The organism is Streptomyces sp. NPDC048142 (assembly GCF_043202835.1).
Taxonomy (GTDB): domain Bacteria; phylum Actinomycetota; class Actinomycetes; order Streptomycetales; family Streptomycetaceae; genus Streptomyces.
The window spans coordinates 1-16,456 of sequence record NZ_JBIDBC010000039.1 but is presented as its reverse complement, the minus strand read 5'-3'; the positions used below and the strand labels follow the sequence as shown (position 1 = coordinate 16,456).

At 70.6% G+C, this 16,456-nt stretch carries 15 protein-coding genes and 1 tRNA gene; 8 read left to right on the top strand and 8 right to left on the bottom strand.

Annotation, left to right across the window (positions count from 1 at the left end; all coding sequences use genetic code 11):
* Positions 1-122: 122 nt before the first annotated feature.
* Positions 123-1,151, bottom strand: a complete 1,029-nt coding sequence (gene nth / locus ACGF2Y_RS32285; protein ID WP_392954811.1) for an endonuclease III — start codon at positions 1,149-1,151, stop codon at positions 123-125.
* Between the two features lie 349 nt (positions 1,152-1,500).
* On the opposite strand from nth, the gene ACGF2Y_RS32280 reads away from it, so the two are divergent.
* A complete protein-coding gene (locus ACGF2Y_RS32280; RefSeq protein WP_003967450.1) occupies positions 1,501-2,175 on the top strand; it encodes a Crp/Fnr family transcriptional regulator in 675 nt (224 codons plus the stop codon).
* Between the two features lie 179 nt (positions 2,176-2,354).
* Here the strand turns inward: ACGF2Y_RS32280 and ACGF2Y_RS32275 are convergent, their stop codons facing one another.
* The 4 genes from ACGF2Y_RS32275 to ACGF2Y_RS32260 all read right to left on the bottom strand — a co-directional run bounded on the left by ACGF2Y_RS32275 (position 2,355) and on the right by ACGF2Y_RS32260 (position 4,917).
* Positions 2,355-3,191 carry an MBL fold metallo-hydrolase gene (locus ACGF2Y_RS32275; protein ID WP_392954809.1) on the bottom strand — a complete coding sequence of 279 codons (837 nt, stop codon included), beginning with the start codon at positions 3,189-3,191 and terminating at the stop codon, positions 2,355-2,357.
* A complete protein-coding gene (locus ACGF2Y_RS32270; protein ID WP_392954807.1) occupies positions 3,188-4,078 on the bottom strand; it encodes an NUDIX hydrolase in 891 nt (296 codons plus the stop codon). Before ACGF2Y_RS32270 ends, ACGF2Y_RS32275 begins: the two co-directional genes overlap by 4 nt.
* Before the next feature lie 210 nt (positions 4,079-4,288).
* The gene (locus ACGF2Y_RS32265; RefSeq protein ID WP_392954805.1) at positions 4,289-4,759 is read right to left on the bottom strand and encodes a RidA family protein; all 471 of its coding nucleotides are present in this window, start codon (positions 4,757-4,759) and stop codon (positions 4,289-4,291) included.
* Positions 4,759-4,917 carry a DUF4177 domain-containing protein gene (locus tag ACGF2Y_RS32260; RefSeq protein ID WP_003967454.1) on the bottom strand — a complete coding sequence of 53 codons (159 nt, stop codon included), beginning with the start codon at positions 4,915-4,917 and terminating at the stop codon, positions 4,759-4,761. The genes ACGF2Y_RS32265 and ACGF2Y_RS32260 overlap by 1 nt, the downstream gene beginning before the upstream one ends.
* A gap of 72 nt (positions 4,918-4,989) precedes the next feature.
* Here ACGF2Y_RS32260 and ACGF2Y_RS32255 point away from each other — a divergent pair, with 72 nt between their 5' ends.
* Both ACGF2Y_RS32255 and ACGF2Y_RS32250 read left to right on the top strand, forming a co-directional pair.
* A complete protein-coding gene (locus tag ACGF2Y_RS32255) occupies positions 4,990-5,964 on the top strand; it encodes an ArsA family ATPase (RefSeq protein ID WP_392954803.1) in 975 nt (324 codons plus the stop codon).
* Complete coding sequence (locus ACGF2Y_RS32250; protein ID WP_392954801.1) at positions 5,961-7,463, top strand: ArsA family ATPase; 1,503 nt, start codon at positions 5,961-5,963, stop codon at positions 7,461-7,463. Before ACGF2Y_RS32255 ends, ACGF2Y_RS32250 begins: the two co-directional genes overlap by 4 nt.
* A gap of 48 nt (positions 7,464-7,511) precedes the next feature.
* On the opposite strand, the gene ACGF2Y_RS32245 is transcribed toward ACGF2Y_RS32250, so the two are convergent.
* The gene (locus tag ACGF2Y_RS32245) at positions 7,512-7,862 is read right to left on the bottom strand and encodes a WhiB family transcriptional regulator (protein WP_392954799.1); all 351 of its coding nucleotides are present in this window, start codon (positions 7,860-7,862) and stop codon (positions 7,512-7,514) included.
* Positions 7,863-8,512: 650 nt separating this feature from the next.
* On the opposite strand from ACGF2Y_RS32245, the gene ACGF2Y_RS32240 reads away from it, so the two are divergent.
* Positions 8,513-10,792 (top strand): transglycosylase domain-containing protein, encoded by a 2,280-nt coding sequence (locus ACGF2Y_RS32240; RefSeq protein WP_392954798.1) that lies wholly within the window; start codon positions 8,513-8,515, stop codon positions 10,790-10,792.
* 113 nt (positions 10,793-10,905) lie between these two features.
* On the opposite strand, the gene ACGF2Y_RS32235 is transcribed toward ACGF2Y_RS32240, so the two are convergent.
* On the bottom strand, positions 10,906-11,370 hold the full coding sequence (locus ACGF2Y_RS32235; protein ID WP_356567483.1) for a GatB/YqeY domain-containing protein: 465 nt from the start codon (positions 11,368-11,370) through the stop codon (positions 10,906-10,908).
* Between the two features lie 79 nt (positions 11,371-11,449).
* On the opposite strand from ACGF2Y_RS32235, the gene ACGF2Y_RS32230 reads away from it, so the two are divergent.
* The 4 genes from ACGF2Y_RS32230 to ACGF2Y_RS32215 all read left to right on the top strand — a co-directional run bounded on the left by ACGF2Y_RS32230 (position 11,450) and on the right by ACGF2Y_RS32215 (position 15,451).
* Positions 11,450-12,388, top strand: a complete 939-nt coding sequence (locus ACGF2Y_RS32230) for a metallophosphoesterase (RefSeq protein ID WP_392954795.1) — start codon at positions 11,450-11,452, stop codon at positions 12,386-12,388.
* Positions 12,389-12,707: 319 nt separating this feature from the next.
* Positions 12,708-13,478 carry a Pr6Pr family membrane protein gene (locus tag ACGF2Y_RS32225; protein WP_392954793.1) on the top strand — a complete coding sequence of 257 codons (771 nt, stop codon included), beginning with the start codon at positions 12,708-12,710 and terminating at the stop codon, positions 13,476-13,478.
* A 28-nt stretch (positions 13,479-13,506) separates the two neighbouring features.
* Positions 13,507-13,580 (top strand) — tRNA-Pro (locus tag ACGF2Y_RS32220).
* A gap of 794 nt (positions 13,581-14,374) precedes the next feature.
* Positions 14,375-15,451: a hypothetical protein gene (locus ACGF2Y_RS32215; protein ID WP_392954792.1), complete on the top strand. Its 1,077-nt coding sequence runs from the start codon at positions 14,375-14,377 to the stop codon at positions 15,449-15,451.
* Here the strand turns inward: ACGF2Y_RS32215 and ACGF2Y_RS32210 are convergent.
* Positions 15,381-16,223: a PE-PGRS family protein gene (locus ACGF2Y_RS32210; protein ID WP_392954864.1), complete on the bottom strand. Its 843-nt coding sequence runs from the start codon at positions 16,221-16,223 to the stop codon at positions 15,381-15,383. The two genes, ACGF2Y_RS32215 and ACGF2Y_RS32210, sit on opposite strands and share 71 nt — an antisense overlap.
* Positions 16,224-16,456: the final 233 nt, after the last annotated feature.

Here is a 16,456-nt window from a genome sequence, read left to right as displayed (position 1 = left end):
CTGTCGTCGGCCATTTCGTTCCGAGCCGTTCCGTCCTGAAGGGTGCCCGGGGGGCACCTGCGGGGTGTCCGAGGGGTGCGGGCGGAGAAGTGCCGTTCCGTGCCGTGCGCGGAGCGTCGCCCTCACCCGGCCCCCAGCGCGGGCGCGGGCTTGCCCGGGTAGTCGGCGGGCGGGCTGAGCCGCTGGCCCGGATAGCCGCCCATCTCGTACTTCAGAAGCTTCCTGGCCTTCTCCGGGTCGGTCTCGCCCTCCCCGTACGAAGGGCAGAGCGGGGCGATGGGGCAGGCCCCGCAGGCGGGCTTGCGGGCGTGGCAGATCCGGCGGCCGTGGAACACCACGCGGTGCGAGAGCATCGTCCACTCGCTCTTCGGGAAGATTTCGGCGACCACCGCCTCGACCTTCACCGGGTCCTCCTCGTCGGTCCACTTCCAGCGCCGCACCAGACGCCCGAAGTGCGTGTCGACGGTGATGCCGGGAACTCCGAACGCGTTGCCCAGGACGACGTTGGCGGTCTTGCGGCCGACGCCGGGCAGCTTCACAAGGTCTTCGAGACGTCCCGGAACCTCGCCGCCGAATCGGTCCCGGAGGGCGGCCGAGAGGCCTATCAGCGACTTGGTCTTGGCCCGGAAGAACCCGGTCGGCCGGATGATCTCCTCCATCTCCTCCGGCACGGCCGCCGCCATGTCCTCGGGCGTGGGGTAGGCGGCGAAGAGCGCGGGGGTGGTCTGGTTGACCCTCAGATCGGTGGTCTGGGCGGAGAGGACCGTGGCCACGAGGAGCTCGAAGGGGTTGCGGAAGTCCAGCTCGGGATGGGCGTACGGATAGATCTCGGCGAGCTCGCGGTTGATCCGGCGCGCCCGGCGGACCATCGCGAGATGCGACTCCGCCTTCGGCGCCCTGCGCGCCGGCACGGCCGCGGCCGCCGTGGTCCCGGCTGCCTTGGTCCCGGCTGCCGCACGCGCCGTGGCGGCCTTGCGCGCTGTGGCCGCGGCTGCCGTACGCGCCGTGGCCGCCGTGGTCGCGGCCGCCGTGCGCTTCGTAGCAGCCGCCGTGGTCGCAGCTGCGGTGCGCTTCGTAGCGGCCGCGGTGCTCGCGGCAGCCTTGCGCGCCGTGGCCGCCTTGGCGGGTTTGCCGGGCGTTGACGATGACACTGCGGACCTCCTGGCCGACTTCCGGAGCGGCTTCCCCGGCTCTCCGGGGGAGCCATTCGCGGCATTCTTCGGGCGCGGCCGGGGCTGTTCGCCCAGGGCGGAATCGTCCCCTTTCGGCACCCCGCCGACCCCCTTGGCCTGCGCTCTCCCCGGCATTCTGGACACCCGGCCAGCCTAGAGCCAGGCACTGACAACCACCCCCGTCACGGCGTATCCACCCCCGATCGGCCCCCTGCCGTAGGGTCCGGCACGCCCGTGCGTCAAACTGGTTTGTGATTGATCGCACTGTTTTACCGTCCGGCATGATGGGGACCACGGTTCCCTGAACAGGCCGACAAGGAGAGAACTCGTGGACGACGTTCTGCGGCGCGCCCCGCTTTTCGCGGCGCTCGATGATGAGCAGGCCGCGGAGCTCCGCGCCTCGATGAGTGAGGTGACCCTCGCGCGCGGAGACGCGCTGTTCCACGAGGGCGACCAGGGTGACCGCCTGTACGTGGTCACCGAGGGCAAGGTGAAGCTCCACCGCACCTCACCCGACGGGCGCGAGAACATGCTGGCCGTGCTCGGCCCCGGCGAGCTGATCGGGGAGCTGTCGCTCTTCGACCCGGGCCCGCGTACGGCGACCGCCTCCGCGCTGACCGAGGTCAAGCTCCTCGGCCTCGGCCACGGCGACCTCCAGCCCTGGCTGAACGCCCGGCCCGAGGTGGCCACCGCCCTGCTGCGCGCGGTCGCCCGGCGGCTGCGCAAGACCAACGACCAGATGTCCGACCTGGTCTTCTCCGACGTGCCGGGCCGTGTCGCCCGTGCCCTCCTGGACCTGTCGCGCCGCTTCGGCGTCCAGTCCGAGGAAGGCATCCACGTCGTGCACGACCTCACCCAGGAGGAGCTGGCCCAGCTGGTCGGCGCCTCCCGCGAGACGGTCAACAAGGCGCTCGCGGACTTCGCGGGCCGTGGCTGGCTGCGTCTTGAGGCCCGCGCGGTCATCCTGCTGGACGTGGAGCGGCTGGCGAAGCGTTCGCGCTGACCCGCCCCGTACGCGACAGATGTGACTGATGTGACCTGACGCGAAGGGCCCCGCCGACCGGAGCACGTCCCAGGACGTCCGTCGGCGGGGCCCTTCGCGTCGAGGCGGTCCCCTTCACGGCGTACGGATTCACGGCGTGCGGAACCGAAGGCCCCGGATCAGCCCGGATCAGCCTCGGATCAGCTCTGGATCAGCCCGTGCTCGGTCAGGTACTCCAGCTGCGCCCGCACCGAAAGCTCGGCGGCCGGCCACAGGGAGCGGTCCACGTCGGCGTACACCTTCGCCACCACCTCCGACGGCGTACGGTGCCCGGCCTCCACCGCCGTCTCCACCTGGGCGAGGCGGTGCGCGCGGTGGGCGAGATAGAACTCCACCGCCCCCTGCGCGTCCTCCAGCACCGGACCGTGGCCCGGCAGCACCGTGCGGACGCCGTCGTCGACCGTCAGCGACCGCAGCCGCCTGAGCGAGTCCAGGTAGTCGCCGAGCCGCCCGTCCGGGTGCGCGACCACCGTCGTGCCGCGGCCCAGAATCGTGTCGCCCGTCAGCACCGCCCGGTCGGCGGGCAGATGGAACGAGAGCGAGTCCGCGGTGTGCCCCGGCGTCGGCACCACGCGCAGCTCCAGACCGCCGGTGGTGACCACATCACCCGCCGCGAGGCCCTCGTCGCCCAGCCGCAGCGCCGCGTCCAGGGCCCGCACCTTCGTCCCCGTCAGCTCCGCGAACCGGCCCGCGCCCTCCGCGTGGTCGGGGTGCCCATGCGTGAGCAGCGTGAGGCCCACACGCCGCCCGGACCGCTCCACCGCCCCGATCACGGCCCGCAGGTGTGCGTCGTCGAGCGGCCCGGGATCGATGACGACCGCGAGGCCGGAGTCGGGCTCGGCCACGATCCAGGTGTTCGTCCCGTCGAGCGTCATCGCGGACGCGTTGGGCGCGAGGACGTTGACCGTACGGGCGGTCGCGGGCCCGGAGACCACGGTTCCGCGCGGCTGTCCGGGCAGGGCTGCTGCGTCGCTCACGCGGCACCCCCGGATCCCGCCACGGGCACGTGCTTGGTGAACTCGCCGTGCCCCGGCCAGCTCAGCACCAGCTCGTCGCCCTCCAGACGGGCCTGTGCGAGCACCGGGGCCATGTCCTGCCCGTCAGCCGCCCCGAGCGCCTCGGCGGCCGTCCCGTACGGCGCGAGGGCCCGCAGCGTGGTCACGGTGGGCGGCATCATCAGCAGCTCGCCCCGGTCGTAGCGGCGGGCCGCCTCGGCGGGGGCGATCCACACCGTCCGGTCTGCCTCGGTGGAGACGTCCCGGGTGCGCTGCCCCTCGGGAAGCGCGGCGACGAAGAACCAGGTGTCGTACCGGCGCGGTTCGAACTCCGGGGTGATCCAGCGCGCCCAGGCGCCCAGCAGGTCCGAGCGCAGCACCAGGCCGCGCCGGTCCAGGAACTCCGCGAAGGACAGGTCCCGGGCGACCAGCGCCTCCCGGTCGGCCTCCCAGTCCTTCCCGGTCGTGTCGCCGACCACGGTCCCGGCGGTCGGCCCGGCGAGGAGGACGCCCGCCTCCTCGAACGTCTCGCGCACGGCCGCGCAGACGACGGCCTGCGCCTCGGTGACCGTCGCCACGCCGAGCCGGGCGGCCCAGTGCTCCAGCGGGGGCCCGGCCCACCCGATCAGCCGGTCGTCGTCGCGTGGATCGACTCCGCCACCCGGATAGGCGTACGCGCCTCCGGCGAACGCCATGGAGGTCCGCCGGCGCAACATGTGCACGACGGGCCCGCTCGCCCCGGGCCCGCCCGGATCACGGAGCAGCATCACGGTGGCGGCCCGCCGGGGTGTCACGGCCGTCAGCTCACCGGCGGCGAGGGCCCGGATCCGGTCGGGCCATTCCGGGGGGTACCACTGACCTTGGGACATGGCCGGAGGCTATCCGGAACCGCGCCGATGTTCGAGAGGCTCCCTGATCATCGCGGCGACCCGGCACACCCCGCGCCCGCCCGCGGTACCCCCGTACCTGCCCGCCATGCCCCGTACACACGCGATCCCGCCCGGTCGCGGGACCGGACGGGATCCGAAGGAAGAAGGATGGGAGAAGGGAAGGGAGAAGAGTGAACGGAAAGAGGGTTCTCAGTCGTCGACGAGCTCCACCTGGACCTCGACCTCGACCGGTGCGTCCAGAGGCAGCACGGCGACGCCCACGGCGCTGCGCGCGTGCACGCCCTTGTCACCGAGGGCCGCGCCCAGCAGCTCGCTCGCGCCGTTGATCACGGCGGGCTGTGCGGTGAAGTCGGAGGCCGAGGCGACGAAGCCCACGACCTTCACGACGCGCTTGATCCGGTCCAGGTCGCCGGCGACCGACTTCACGGCGGCCAGGGCGTTGAGCGCGCAGATCTTCGCGAGCTCCTTCGCCTCGTCCGGCGTGACCTCGGCGCCGACCTTGCCGGTGACGGCGAGCTTGCCGTCCACCATCGGCAGCTGGCCCGAGGTGTACACGTACACCCCGGAGCGCACGGCCGGCTGGTACGAGGCCAGCGGCGGCACGACGGCGGGCAGGGTCAGGCCGAGCTCGGCGAGCCGCGCCTCGACGGCGCCCGCCACTACGCCTTCTCCCGCTTCAGGTAGGCCACGAGCTGCTCGGGGTTGTTCGGGCCGGGAACGACCTGGACCAGCTCCCAGCCGTCCTCGCCCCAGGTGTCCAGAATCTGCTTGGTCGCGTGCACGAGAAGGGGCACGGTCGCGTATTCCCATTTGGTCATGGGCCCGACTGTAACGCCCGGCACGTACGGTCCCGTGCGTAGCCCGGGGCCGGACTGGTTAGGCTCGAATACGTGAGCAGGTTCCAGGTCGTCAGCGGCAAGGGCGGTACCGGTAAGACCACGGTCGCCGCCGCCCTCGCGCTCGCCCTCGCGACCGAGGGCAGGCGCACTCTCCTCGTCGAGGTCGAGGGCAGGCAGGGCATCGCCCAGCTCTTCGATTCCGACGCGCTCCCCTACGAGGAGCGCAAGATCGCCGTCGCGCCGGGCGGCGGCGAGGTGTACGCGCTGGCGATCGACGCCGAGCGCGCGCTCCTCGACTACCTCCAGATGTTCTACAAGCTCGGCAGCGCCGGCCGGGCCCTGAAGAAGCTCGGCGCGATCGACTTCGCCACCACCATCGCGCCCGGAGTGCGGGACGTCCTGCTGACCGGCAAGGCGTGCGAAGCCGTACGCCGCAAGGACAAGCAGGGCCGGTTCGTCTACGACCACGTGATCATGGACGCCCCGCCGACCGGCCGGATCACCCGCTTCCTGAACGTCAACGACGAGGTCGCCGGGCTGGCGAGGATCGGCCCCATACACAACCAGGCCCAGGCCGTGATGCGGGTCCTGAAGTCCCCGCAGACCGCGGTCCACCTGGTGACCCTCCTGGAGGAGATGCCGGTCCAGGAGACCGCGGACGGCATCGCCGAGCTGCGCGCCGCCGAACTGCCCGTGGGCCGCGTCTTCGTGAACATGGTCCGGCCGCACCTGCTGGACGAGGACGCCCTGCGCACCGCCGCGGGCGGCCGCCGCAAGGAGATCGCCAAGACGCTGACCCGGGCCGGAGTGACCGGTTCCGCCGCCCTCGTACGCCCTCTGGTCGAACAGGCGGCCGAGCACGCCGAGCGGGTCGGCCTGGAGCGGGAGCAGCGCGCGGTGCTGGCCGGGCTCGGCCTGCCGACGGCGGAGCTCCCGCTGATCGGCGACGGGGTGGACCTCGCCGCACTGCACGACCTGGCCACGGAGCTCCGTAAGCAGGGCACGGGGGAAGAGGGGGACGCATGACGGCGGACACACCCGTTACGGATCCGGCGCTGCCGGCGGCGGACGGCGGGCTGGACACGGACGCGCTGCTGGACGACCCGGGCATCCGGATCGTCGTGTGCTGCGGCTCCGGCGGGGTCGGCAAGACCACGACCGCCGCCGCCCTCGGCGTACGGGCCGCCGAGCGCGGCCGGAAGGTCGTCGTCCTCACCATCGACCCGGCCCGCCGGCTCGCCCAGTCCATGGGCATCGACCGGCTGGACAACGTGCCCAGGCGGGTCGACGGCATCGACGGCGAGGGCGAACTGCACGCCATGATGCTCGACATGAAGCGGACCTTCGACGAGACCGTCGAGGCGCACGCGGACGCCGAACGGGCCAGGGCGATCCTGGAGAACCCCTTCTACCAGTCCCTGTCGGCCGGGTTCGCCGGTACGCAGGAGTACATGGCGATGGAGAAGCTCGGGCAGCTGCGGGCCCGCGACGCGTGGGACCTGATCATCGTCGACACCCCTCCCTCGCGCTCCGCGCTGGACTTCCTGGACGCGCCGAAGCGGCTCGGGTCGTTCCTCGACGGGAAGTTCATCCGGTTGCTGATGGCGCCCGCGAAGGTGGGCGGCCGGGCCGGGATGAAGTTCCTCAATGTCGGCATGTCGATGATGAGCGGAACGCTGGGCAAGCTGCTCGGCGGCCAGTTCCTGCGGGACGTCCAGACGTTCGTCGCCGCGATGGACACCATGTTCGGCGGCTTCCGCAGCCGCGCGGACGCCACGTACAAGCTGCTCCAGGCGCCCGGCACGGCGTTTCTCGTGGTCGCGACGCCGGAGCAGGACGCGCTGCGCGAGGCCGCCTATTTCGTGGAGCGGCTGGCCGCCGAGAAGATGCCGCTGGCCGGTCTGGTCCTCAACCGCGTGCACGGCAGCGAGGCTTCACGGCTCTCGGCCGGGCAGGCGCTGGCCGCCGCAGAAAATCTTGACGACACCCGCATTGTGGATCAGAGGGCCGGGAAGGCTGGCCTTGGTGACCGGGAAGCCCCCGACCCGGCGGTCACCGCTTCCGGAACGACCGAGCCGCCCCTCTCCCCCGGGGCCGGGCAGGCGTCCGGCCCCGAGCCCGCAGCCGAGCACCAGGACACGACGGAGAACGAGCCGCCCCACAAGAACATCGTGAAGAGCATCGCGACCGCCGATGGCGGCGACAAGGCCGGCGCCATCGGCGCCGAGGAACTGACGGCCGGTATCGGCGTCGACGACCTGACGGCCGGTATCGGAGTCGAGGAACTGACGGCCGGTATCGGAGTCGAGGAACTGACGGCCGGTCTGCTGCGTCTGCACGCCGAGCGCATGCAGGTCGTCGCCCGCGAGCACCGCACCCGCGGCCGCTTCACCGCGCTCCACCCCGAGGTGGCGGTGACGACCGTGGCAGCGCTGCCCGGCGACGTACACGACCTGGCCGGACTCCGGGCCATCGGCGACCGCCTGGCGGGCGGTTCCGCCCCGGCTCCGGCCGGAGCGGCGTAGCCACCCTTCCGGGCGGCGGGGCCCTGACCTCGTGGTGCCCGCCCGCGCCTACCCCGCGGCGGCGAATGTCTCGTGCAGCTCCTCGTCCTCCAGCCCGATGACTCCGGGCAGCATGCCGGTGGACCGCTCGTATTCGCTGCGTGCGGTCTCCAGCAGTCGGCGCCAGGACGTGACGGTCGGCCGGCGGCGCAGCAGTGCGCGGCGCTCCCGCTCCGTCATTCCGCCCCACACGCCGAATTCGACGCGATTGTCCAGCGCGTCGGCCAGGCACTCGGTCCGCACCGGACATCCGGTGCACACCGCCTTGGCCCTGTTCTGCGCTGCCCCTTGTACGAACAGTTCATCCGGATCGGTAGTGCGGCAGGCTGCCTGCGCACTCCAGTCGGTTACCCAGCCCATGCCGGCGCCGTCCTCTCCCGAATCGAGGCTCCCCCACGGCGGTAGCGGCATATTCACCGCTGCCAGTTGAGGACGTTACGGAAGGTGGGGACAGCACAACACCCCCTTCGGGCCCAATCTTGAATGGTCCGAACGGACTATGCGTATGCGGCAGATCACCCAGAGGAGTGAGCCGAGGACATACGTGACTATCTCCATGAAATGGGGACAGTGCACTCAAGTCGCAATGGACTTCTCGCGACATACAAGGCGATTTCGGGAGCGCCTCGATGGGTGCGTGAAGGGCAATGCGGTGACGCATCGGCCGGGTGAAGAATGACCAGAAGACGCGCATGGGGTGGCAGGGGACTTGATACGGAACCGGACTGCTGTGACAGTTGAGAGCAGCTTAGGCCAAGGCCTGTCCGTCTGTCCGGCGAATAGGAACGTAGCCGCCTCGCGTCCGCGCGCCCGCGCCGCGATGCCCTTTGCCCGCTCCTGCACGTTCCGCACGCTCTCGCCAGGAGGCCGCGGACGGCCGGTCCGGCGCGTGCCGGCAGGTGGCCGCGGCAGGCGTCCCGCCCGCCCGGATGTCACGGTCCGGTACCCGAACGCTCCGAGAGACCCCCGCTCCTGCGACACCTTCATCACTACGGATTAGGCTGCCCCCCATGCCAAAGAAGCGCTCGGGCGGGGGTCTCACCACGACCCAGCAGGCCGCCAAGTTCCTCGGTGTCGCCGCGCTCTCCGGAGCTGTCCTGGCAGGCATCGCGCTGCCCGCAGCCGGAGCGCTGGGGCTCGCCGCCAAGGGGACGGTCGAAGGATTCGACGAGATCCCCTCCAACCTCAAGACTCCACCGCTCAGCCAGCGGACCACGATCCAGGACCGCGACGGCGGCACCATCGCCACGGTGTACTCCCGCGACCGCACGGTCGTCCCGCTCAAGGACATCTCGCCGTACATGCAGGAAGCGATCATCGCGATCGAGGACTCCCGCTTCTACGAGCACGGCGCGATCGACCTCAAGGGCATCCTCCGCGCGATGAACCGCAACGTGCAGGTGGGCGGGGCCGCACAGGGCGCGTCGACCCTCACCCAGCAGTACGTGAAGAACGTCTTCGTCGAGGAGGCGGGCGACGACCCGGAGAAGGTCGCCGAGGCCACGCAGCAGACGCTCGGCCGCAAGATCCGCGAGCTGAAGTACGCGATCCAGGTCGAGGAGGAGCTCGGCAAGAAGAAGATCCTGGAGAACTACCTCAACATCACGTTCTTCGGGCAGCAGGCGTACGGCGTCGAGGCCGCGTCCCAGCGCTACTTCTCCAAGCACGCCAAGGACCTCAAGTTGGAGGAGGCCGCGCTGCTCGCCGGCATCGTCCAGTCGCCGAGCCGCTACGACCCGGTCAACGACATCGAGGAAGCGACCAAGCGCCGCAACATCGTGCTGGCACGGATGGCCGCAGTCAAGACCATCTCGCAGGCCGAGGCCGACAAGGCCATGGAGACGCCCATCAAGCTGAAGGTCTCCCGGCCGAAGAACGGCTGCATCACCGCCGTCGCCGGCTCCGGCTTCTTCTGCGACTACGTCCGCAAGACGATCCTCACCGACCCGGCCTTCGGCAAGACCGACGAGGACCGGGCCAAGCTCTGGAACCTCGGCGGTCTGACCATCCGGACCACGCTGGACCCGCGCGCCCAGAAGGCGGCCAACGAGGCCGCCACCGCGAAGGTCAACAAGGACGACAAGTTCGCGGCGTCCGTGGTGCAGGTCCGGCCGGGCAGCGGCGAGATCCTCTCCATGGGCCAGTCCCGCCCGTACGGCCTGGACCAGAAGCAGAACGAGACCGTGCTCAACCTCGCCGTCAGCAACAAGATGGGCGGCAGCACGTACGGCTTCCAGGTCGGCTCCACGTTCAAGCCGTTCACCGCGGCGGCGGCGCTGGAGAAGGGCATCAGCCCGGCCACGACGTTCACGACGGACTGGAAGCTGACGGTGCCGGAGAGCTCCTTCCGGACCTGCGACGGAGCGCCCGCCGGAAACCAGCCCTGGAATCTGGTGAACGAGCTGAAGTCCGAGAAGGGCACCTGGGACATGACGAGCGCGCTCGGCAAGTCCATCAACACCTACTTCGCGCTGCTGGAGCAGAAGGCCGGGCTCTGCGAGACGCTGACCATGGCGAAGAAGGTGGGCTACGAGCGCGGTGACGGCAAGGAGATCCTGGAGCGGCCCGCGGCCACCCTGGGAAGCGTCGACAGCACCCCGCTCTCGATGGCGTCCGCGTACGCGACCTTCGCCAACCGGGGCACGTACTGCACGCCGATCGCCATCGAGTCCATCAAGGACCCGCAGGGCAAGAAGGTCCCGGTGCCGAAGACGTCCTGCTCGCGGGCGATGAGCGAGAAGACCGCGGACACGATCAACCAGATGCTCAAGGGCGTCGTGGAGGACGGCACCGGTACGCAGGCCGGGCTCAGCGACCGGGACAACGCCGGCAAGACCGGTACGACCAACGGACGCAAGGACGCCTGGTTCGTCGGGTACACGCCGAACCTCTCCACCGCGGTGTGGGTGGGTGACGACATCGGCGAGAAGAGCTCGATGTTCGGCGTCACCATCGGCGGCCAGTACTACGCCAAGGTCTGCGGCGGCTGTCTGCCCGGTCCGATCTGGCGCATCGCGATGACCGGAGCGCTGGACGCGTCCGAGACCCCCGGGTTCAACCCGGTCTCCGTTCCCCGTGGCAAGGAGAAGGAGGAGAAGGAGGAGAAGGAGGAGGGCGACCGGGACCGGAACCGGGACCGCGGCGACGAGGACCGTGAGGACCGCAAGCCGGGCGGTGGCGACGACGACGACGGCAACCGATACCCCGACATCGATCTCCCGGACGGCTTGACCGGCGGGCCGGGCGGTGGCGGTGGGCGAGACCGGAACGGCGGCCAGAACGGCCCCTGACCCGTACCCGTGACTCATACCCGTAGCTCATACCCGTACAGGTAGAAGAAGGGTGGGCGCCCCGGTCCGGAACCGGAGCGCCCACCCTTCTCTTCGTCTGTTCCGCGCGTGCCTCAGCCGGCGAGGAGCTTCTTCACCGTGGCGGCGACCCGGCCGCCCTCGGCGAGCCCGGCGACCTTCGGGTTGACGATCTTCATGACGGCGCCCATCGCGCGCGGCCCCTCGGCCCCGGCGGCCTTCGCCTCCTCGACGGCGGACGCCACGATCGCGTTCAGCTCGTCGTCGGAGAGCTGCTTGGGCAGGTAGCCGTCGAGCAGCTCGCCCTCCGCCTTCTCCCGCTCGGCCTGCTCGGTCCGGCCGCCCTGGGCGAAGGCCTCGGCCGCCTCACGGCGCTTCTTCGCCTCCTTGGCGATCACCTTCTGCACCTCGTCGTCGGAGAGCTCGCGCGCCGACTTGCCGCTGACCTCTTCCTTGGTGATCGCGGTGAGGGTGAGCCGAAGGGTGGACGAGGTCAGCTCGTCGCGCGCCTTCATGGCCGTGTGGAGGTCTTCCTTGAGCTTGGACTTGAGCGTGGTCATGCCGCGATTGTGACAGGTGCGGGGCGCGGGGCGCCCGCAGGTTTTCCGGTCGCCCCGTCCGGTCTGCGACGATGGGCGCATGCGCGCACGCTACGGAGTACCCCTGAAAGTCACGGCAGTCGGCGCGGCGGTCGGCGCCGCCTCACTCGCCTACGCCGCCGGGTTCGAGGCCCGCTCGTTCCGCCTGCGACGGGTCACCGTTCCCGTACTCCCGCACGGGGCCCGCCCGTTGCGCATGCTCCAGGTCTCCGACATCCACATGGTGAGCGGTCAGCGCAAGAAGCGCGCCTGGCTCCAGTCGCTCGCCGGGCTGCGCCCCGACTTCGTCGTGAACACCGGCGACAACCTCTCGGACCCGGAGGCCGTGCCCGAGGTGCTCGACGCGCTGGGCCCGCTGATGGAGCTCCCGGGGGTGTACGTCTTCGGCTCCAACGACTACTACGGACCCAAGCTCCGCAACCCCGCGCGCTACCTCCTGGAGAAGGCCCGGGGCAAGCACGGCCTCAACGGCAACGAGCCCGCGGTCGGCGTTGTCCACAACCCGTGGGAGCCGATGCGCGACGCCTTCGACGAGGCGGGCTGGCAGAATCTGTCGAACGCACGGGGCCGGCTCAAGCTCGACGGCCTGGAGCTGGCGCTCACCGGCCTGGACGACCCGCACATCAAGCGGGACCGGTACGCCGAGGTCCAGGGCGGCCCGGAGGCCGGCGCCGACCTCTCCATCGGTGTGGTCCACGCCCCGTACCTGCGCTCCCTGGACGCCTTCACAGCCGACGGCTATCCCCTGATCCTTGCGGGCCACACGCACGGCGGTCAGCTGTGCATCCCGTTCTACGGAGCGCTGGTCACCAACTGCGACCTGGACACCGACCGGGTCAAGGGCCTGTCCTGCCACACGGTCGGCGACCGCCGCGCCTACCTCCACGTCTCCGCGGGCTGCGGCACCAACCGCTACACCCCGGTCCGCTTCGCCTGCCCGCCCGAGGCCACTCTGCTGACCCTGGCCCCGAAGGACTGAGCGGGGGGCCAGGGCCCGCAACGCGGCGGCACGGGGGGCCACGCGGGGGCACGGGGGGCGCGGCGGGCGCGGGGGCCACGCGGGGCGAGGCCAGCGCGAGGCCCAGGCGCGGCGGGCGCGGGGCGAGGCCAGCGCGAGGCCGACACGCGGCGGGCGCGAGGCCCAGGCGCGGCGGGCACGGGGCGATGCACGTTCACGCGCGGCGGGCGCGGGGCGAGGCGAGCGCGAGGCCCACACGCGGCGAGGGCGGGGAGCGGCGCCTTCACGCGCGGCGGGCGACGAATCGCGGGGGTCTTCCCACCCGCTTACGGTACGAATCATGACCGCTCCCCGGACCGCCCTGCTCCCCCGCCCCCGGGCGGCAGAGGTGCTCCCGGACCCCACCGGCCCCCGTCACCCCTGGGCCACGACCCTGCGCGCTCTGATCTGCGGGGCCGCGGCCGCGGGCCCGGTCATCGCCCTGGCGACCAGGTACGCGTCACCGACGCTGATCCACTTCACGGTCCTGGCGAACCTCCTGATCGCGGGGGCTTTCGGGTGGTCGGCGGTACGTTCCTGGCGGGGCGGTCCGCCGCTGTCGCCGCGCCTTTCGGGCGGGCTGCTCCTGCTCGCCGCGGTCACCGGGCTGATGTACCACCTGGTGCTGGTGAACTACGGCGGCTCCCCGGTCAGCGCCACCCCGGGGGGCCCGGACACGGAGACCGGCTGGTCCACCGCCACGAGCCTCCTGCTCCACACGGTGACCCCGCTGGCCGTCGCGGCGGACTGGTTTCTGCTGACCGCACCCCGGACCCTGCGCCTGGCCCACATCCCGCTGTGGCTGTCGGCCCCCGCGGCCTACCTGGGCTTCGCCCTGGCCCGCGGAGCCCTGCTGTCCCCCGACGCCTCGGCCCGCTACCCGTACCCATTCCTCGACGTCGACACATACGGCTACGCCGGCGCCCTCACCCAGGCCCTCGCCCTCGGTCTCCTCTTCGCCGCCCTGGGCGTCCTGATCACCGCCGTGGACCACCTCCGGCCGAACGTGGCGGGGTGGTTCCAGCACCGGAGAAACCGGATTTCGCCTCCGGCCGCCGGTGGGCTAAAGTAATCGATGTCGCCGGGAGTCCGGTGGACATCGGGGTGTAGCGCAGCTTGGCAGCGCGCTTCGTTCGGGACGAAGAGGTCGTGGGTTCAAATCCCGCCACCCCGACAGCTGTAAGACCAGGTCAGGCCCGGTTCTGAGAGATCAGAGCCGGGCCTGATTTGCTTTGCGGCCCGGTTTTGGGAGCCGTTTGGGAGCCAACTGGGTGTGATCTTCGAGATCCGGCTCCCGGTGGCTCCCCGAGGAGCGGCCTTCTGCCTCCACTCGGCGCGGGCGTACGCATCGCGCCCCGGATCAGTCACCGCACGGCTTGTGCCGAGCAGACCCAAGACGGTACGACGATTGCCATGCACCCTTGGTCTCCGTTGAATGACCGGCAGCTCGCACTCCTCACCCGCATCGGGGGCGGCACCGACCCCGTCACGTCGGACAGCCCCGAGTTCGCCGTCACGGCTCGCGCGCTCAGGGACCGGGGCTTGGTGACCATGCCCAGGAAGAAGGGGAGGTGGCAGGCGGAGATCACTGACGCGGGGCGCTTCTACCTGGAGCACGGGCATCATCCCGATCGTCCGGAGCTGGCTCCACGCAAGGCTCGCGCAGCGGCGTCTGAAGCCGAGGTGCCGGCGGCCTCTGGTCCGTCGCAGGATGCCGATCTCCCGACCGAGACGAAGCCTGCGAAACAGGCTGTGAAACCTCCGCGCCCGTCGCCGGCGGCTGTCGGACCGGCGCTCATCGCGCAGGTGCAGGAAGCCGGACGATTCCTTCGGATCCCGAACCCCGGCGAGGCGGAACGGGCTCGGTATCGCAGAGCGTTCGACGCGGCGCGGCAGTGCGCTCCGGAGGGGTACCACCTGAAGTACAGCGGGCGGGCGAAAGGCGACTTCTTCCTTGGCTTGCTCCGGGTGTCCGGCGAGGACGACACCGAGTGGAACCGGATCCGTCTGGCGCGCAGCCGTGTGATCACCGACGTCGAGGACGTGCTCGCCGCGGTCATCAAGGACCACAGCGCCTTCGAGATCTCCGAGGAGGTATTGCCGAGGGTGCTCGCACTGATCCGGCTCCTCGCCGATCAGGCACTCGCGCGGTACGGCGAGATCGCTGTGTCCAAGAAGCGCAGGCAGCCGAGGCCGCTGCTCACTGTCCACGGCAGGACGTACGAGATCAGCTTCCGTGAGCGGCAGAAGCAGGTCCGGTACGTCCCCAAGCAGCCGGGCCGAAGGACGTACGACTGGCAGCGGGTCACGCCGGCCCACAAGTTCGAGCCGTCCGGCGAACTGGAGCTGCTGGTCAGCGAGAACTCGGGGTACAGCTACGGCTGGAAGAAGGAATGGGCCGACACGGCCAAGAAGCCGTTGGAGGAGCAGATCGCCTCAATCTTCCGGGCGTTGAAGGCGCGCGCGGAGGAGCAGGAGCGGGCCCGGTTGGAGCGAGAGGCGGAGCAGCGGCGTCTGCGAGAGGAGCGTGAGCGCCAGGAGGCCGAGCACCGGCGGCTGGCGGCGGAGCGGGAGGAGCGTGAGCGGCAGGAGTGGGAAGCCGCGGTCAGTGCGGCTTCGGTCAAGGCGGTTCACGCGGTACGGGCCGAGCACTTCGGCACAGCCCTTGAGCAGTGGCGGGCCGCGGGTGAGATCCGGGCGTTCTGCGCCGCGCTGGATGAAGTCGCCGCCGCGTCGGAAGATGTCCTCGAAGCTGAGAGGCTGCGTGAGTGGTCCGCGTGGGGGAACGCGGAGGCAGATCAGCTTGACCCCACGACGAACGGCAAGGGTCTGGGCGCCCGCGACTTCAACGCGGAGCCGACGAAGAAACAGCTGCGACCGTTCCTCGACGGCTGGCACCCGGACCGGCCTGAGAAGGAGAAGCCCCAGGCTCAGCCAACGCCTCCGAAGCCGGAGCCAGACCCGTGGCGCGGCGTCATCGACGCACATCAGGATCAAGGGTGGCGATATGGACGCCAAGGTCGCGCTCAATGGTGGAGGCGATGACGCCGTGACCTCGGTCGCGTAGGGCCTTGGCAGCCTTCTCGACGAGTTCCCCGAGCCGGATGACCTCGGCACGCAGGGCCACCAACTCGTCGTAGCGGTCGGCCTTGTCTTCGCCGCACCAGGCCCGGACGGTTCGCAGGACGGCCGACTCCGCGTCCAGCTTCCGGTCGTCCCGTCGGCTGTAGGAATACCAGGAGGACTGGGCACGCTCCTGCTCGATGCCCTGCTGCTTGCGGTCCACCTCCGGAAGGATCTCGTCGGCGAGGCGGCCGGCGACCTGGCGGGCGGCGCGCTCGGCGACCGGCCATCCGGCCAGGCACATGCCGTGGCGGTTCTCGTAGACCATGGCGTTGCCGCGGAGTTCAGCTGCGTCCATGCCGATGAGCGGTGCCGTCTCATCGAGGCGGCTCAGCTCCAGGACCCCGGCGTCAGCCACGGTTCGGCGCAGGCGCAGCCTGTTCTTCGGACGGACGAATCCGAGGATCATGCGGGCGGCCTCGAAATCCGTGCTGCCCCGGACCTCCCTCGACGCCTCGGCCAGCGTCAGCTCCGCTGTGTCATCCGCTCTGAAGGAGTCAACGTCATTCCACGAGGCCACCAGGCAGCTGGGGCTCACCCACTCCTGCAGGCCAGCTTCATCACCGTCCAGGAACCGCACATGAATGTTCCCTGATCTTCCAGAACCGCGGACCCGAACAATCTCGACCTGGCGCACCGCGCCGCCCAGTTCCTTCGGCGTGGCCCGATACGCCCAGCGTTCCCCGGTCTCCATGCGTCCATTGAGCCAGGTCGACGGCACCGCCACGCGCCAATCAACAGATCCAAGGTATGTCTGATTTCCGCCGTCCCCTCGGGTGCAAACCTGAGAGAGGATCACGGTCAGCTTCTCCCAGAGGGATCTCACATGACAGTGAGCTGTACTGAGATTTGTGGAGTCCCTGATGCCAGGGTTACCGTCCTGGCGAAGGAGAACTACCAGCACCATGGCAGCACCCCGTAAATACC

Excerpts from the sequence above, each read along its gene's own strand:
- ACGF2Y_RS32230 (WP_392954795.1), top strand. The coding sequence starts at position 11,450 with ATGCGCGCACGCTACGGAGTACCCCTGAAAGTCACGGCAGTCGGCGCG.
- ACGF2Y_RS32250 (WP_392954801.1), top strand. The coding sequence starts at position 5,961 with ATGACGGCGGACACACCCGTTACGGATCCGGCGCTGCCGGCGGCGGAC.
- ACGF2Y_RS32210 (WP_392954864.1), bottom strand. The coding sequence starts at position 16,223 with ATGGAGACCGGGGAACGCTGGGCGTATCGGGCCACGCCGAAGGAACTG.
- ACGF2Y_RS32240 (WP_392954798.1), top strand. The coding sequence starts at position 8,513 with ATGCCAAAGAAGCGCTCGGGCGGGGGTCTCACCACGACCCAGCAGGCC.
- ACGF2Y_RS32245 (WP_392954799.1), bottom strand. The coding sequence starts at position 7,862 with ATGGGCTGGGTAACCGACTGGAGTGCGCAGGCAGCCTGCCGCACTACC.
- ACGF2Y_RS32225 (WP_392954793.1), top strand. The coding sequence starts at position 12,708 with ATGACCGCTCCCCGGACCGCCCTGCTCCCCCGCCCCCGGGCGGCAGAG.
- ACGF2Y_RS32270 (WP_392954807.1), bottom strand. The coding sequence starts at position 4,078 with ATGTCCCAAGGTCAGTGGTACCCCCCGGAATGGCCCGACCGGATCCGG.
- ACGF2Y_RS32235 (WP_356567483.1), bottom strand. The coding sequence starts at position 11,370 with ATGACCACGCTCAAGTCCAAGCTCAAGGAAGACCTCCACACGGCCATG.
- ACGF2Y_RS32260 (WP_003967454.1), bottom strand. The coding sequence starts at position 4,917 with ATGACCAAATGGGAATACGCGACCGTGCCCCTTCTCGTGCACGCGACC.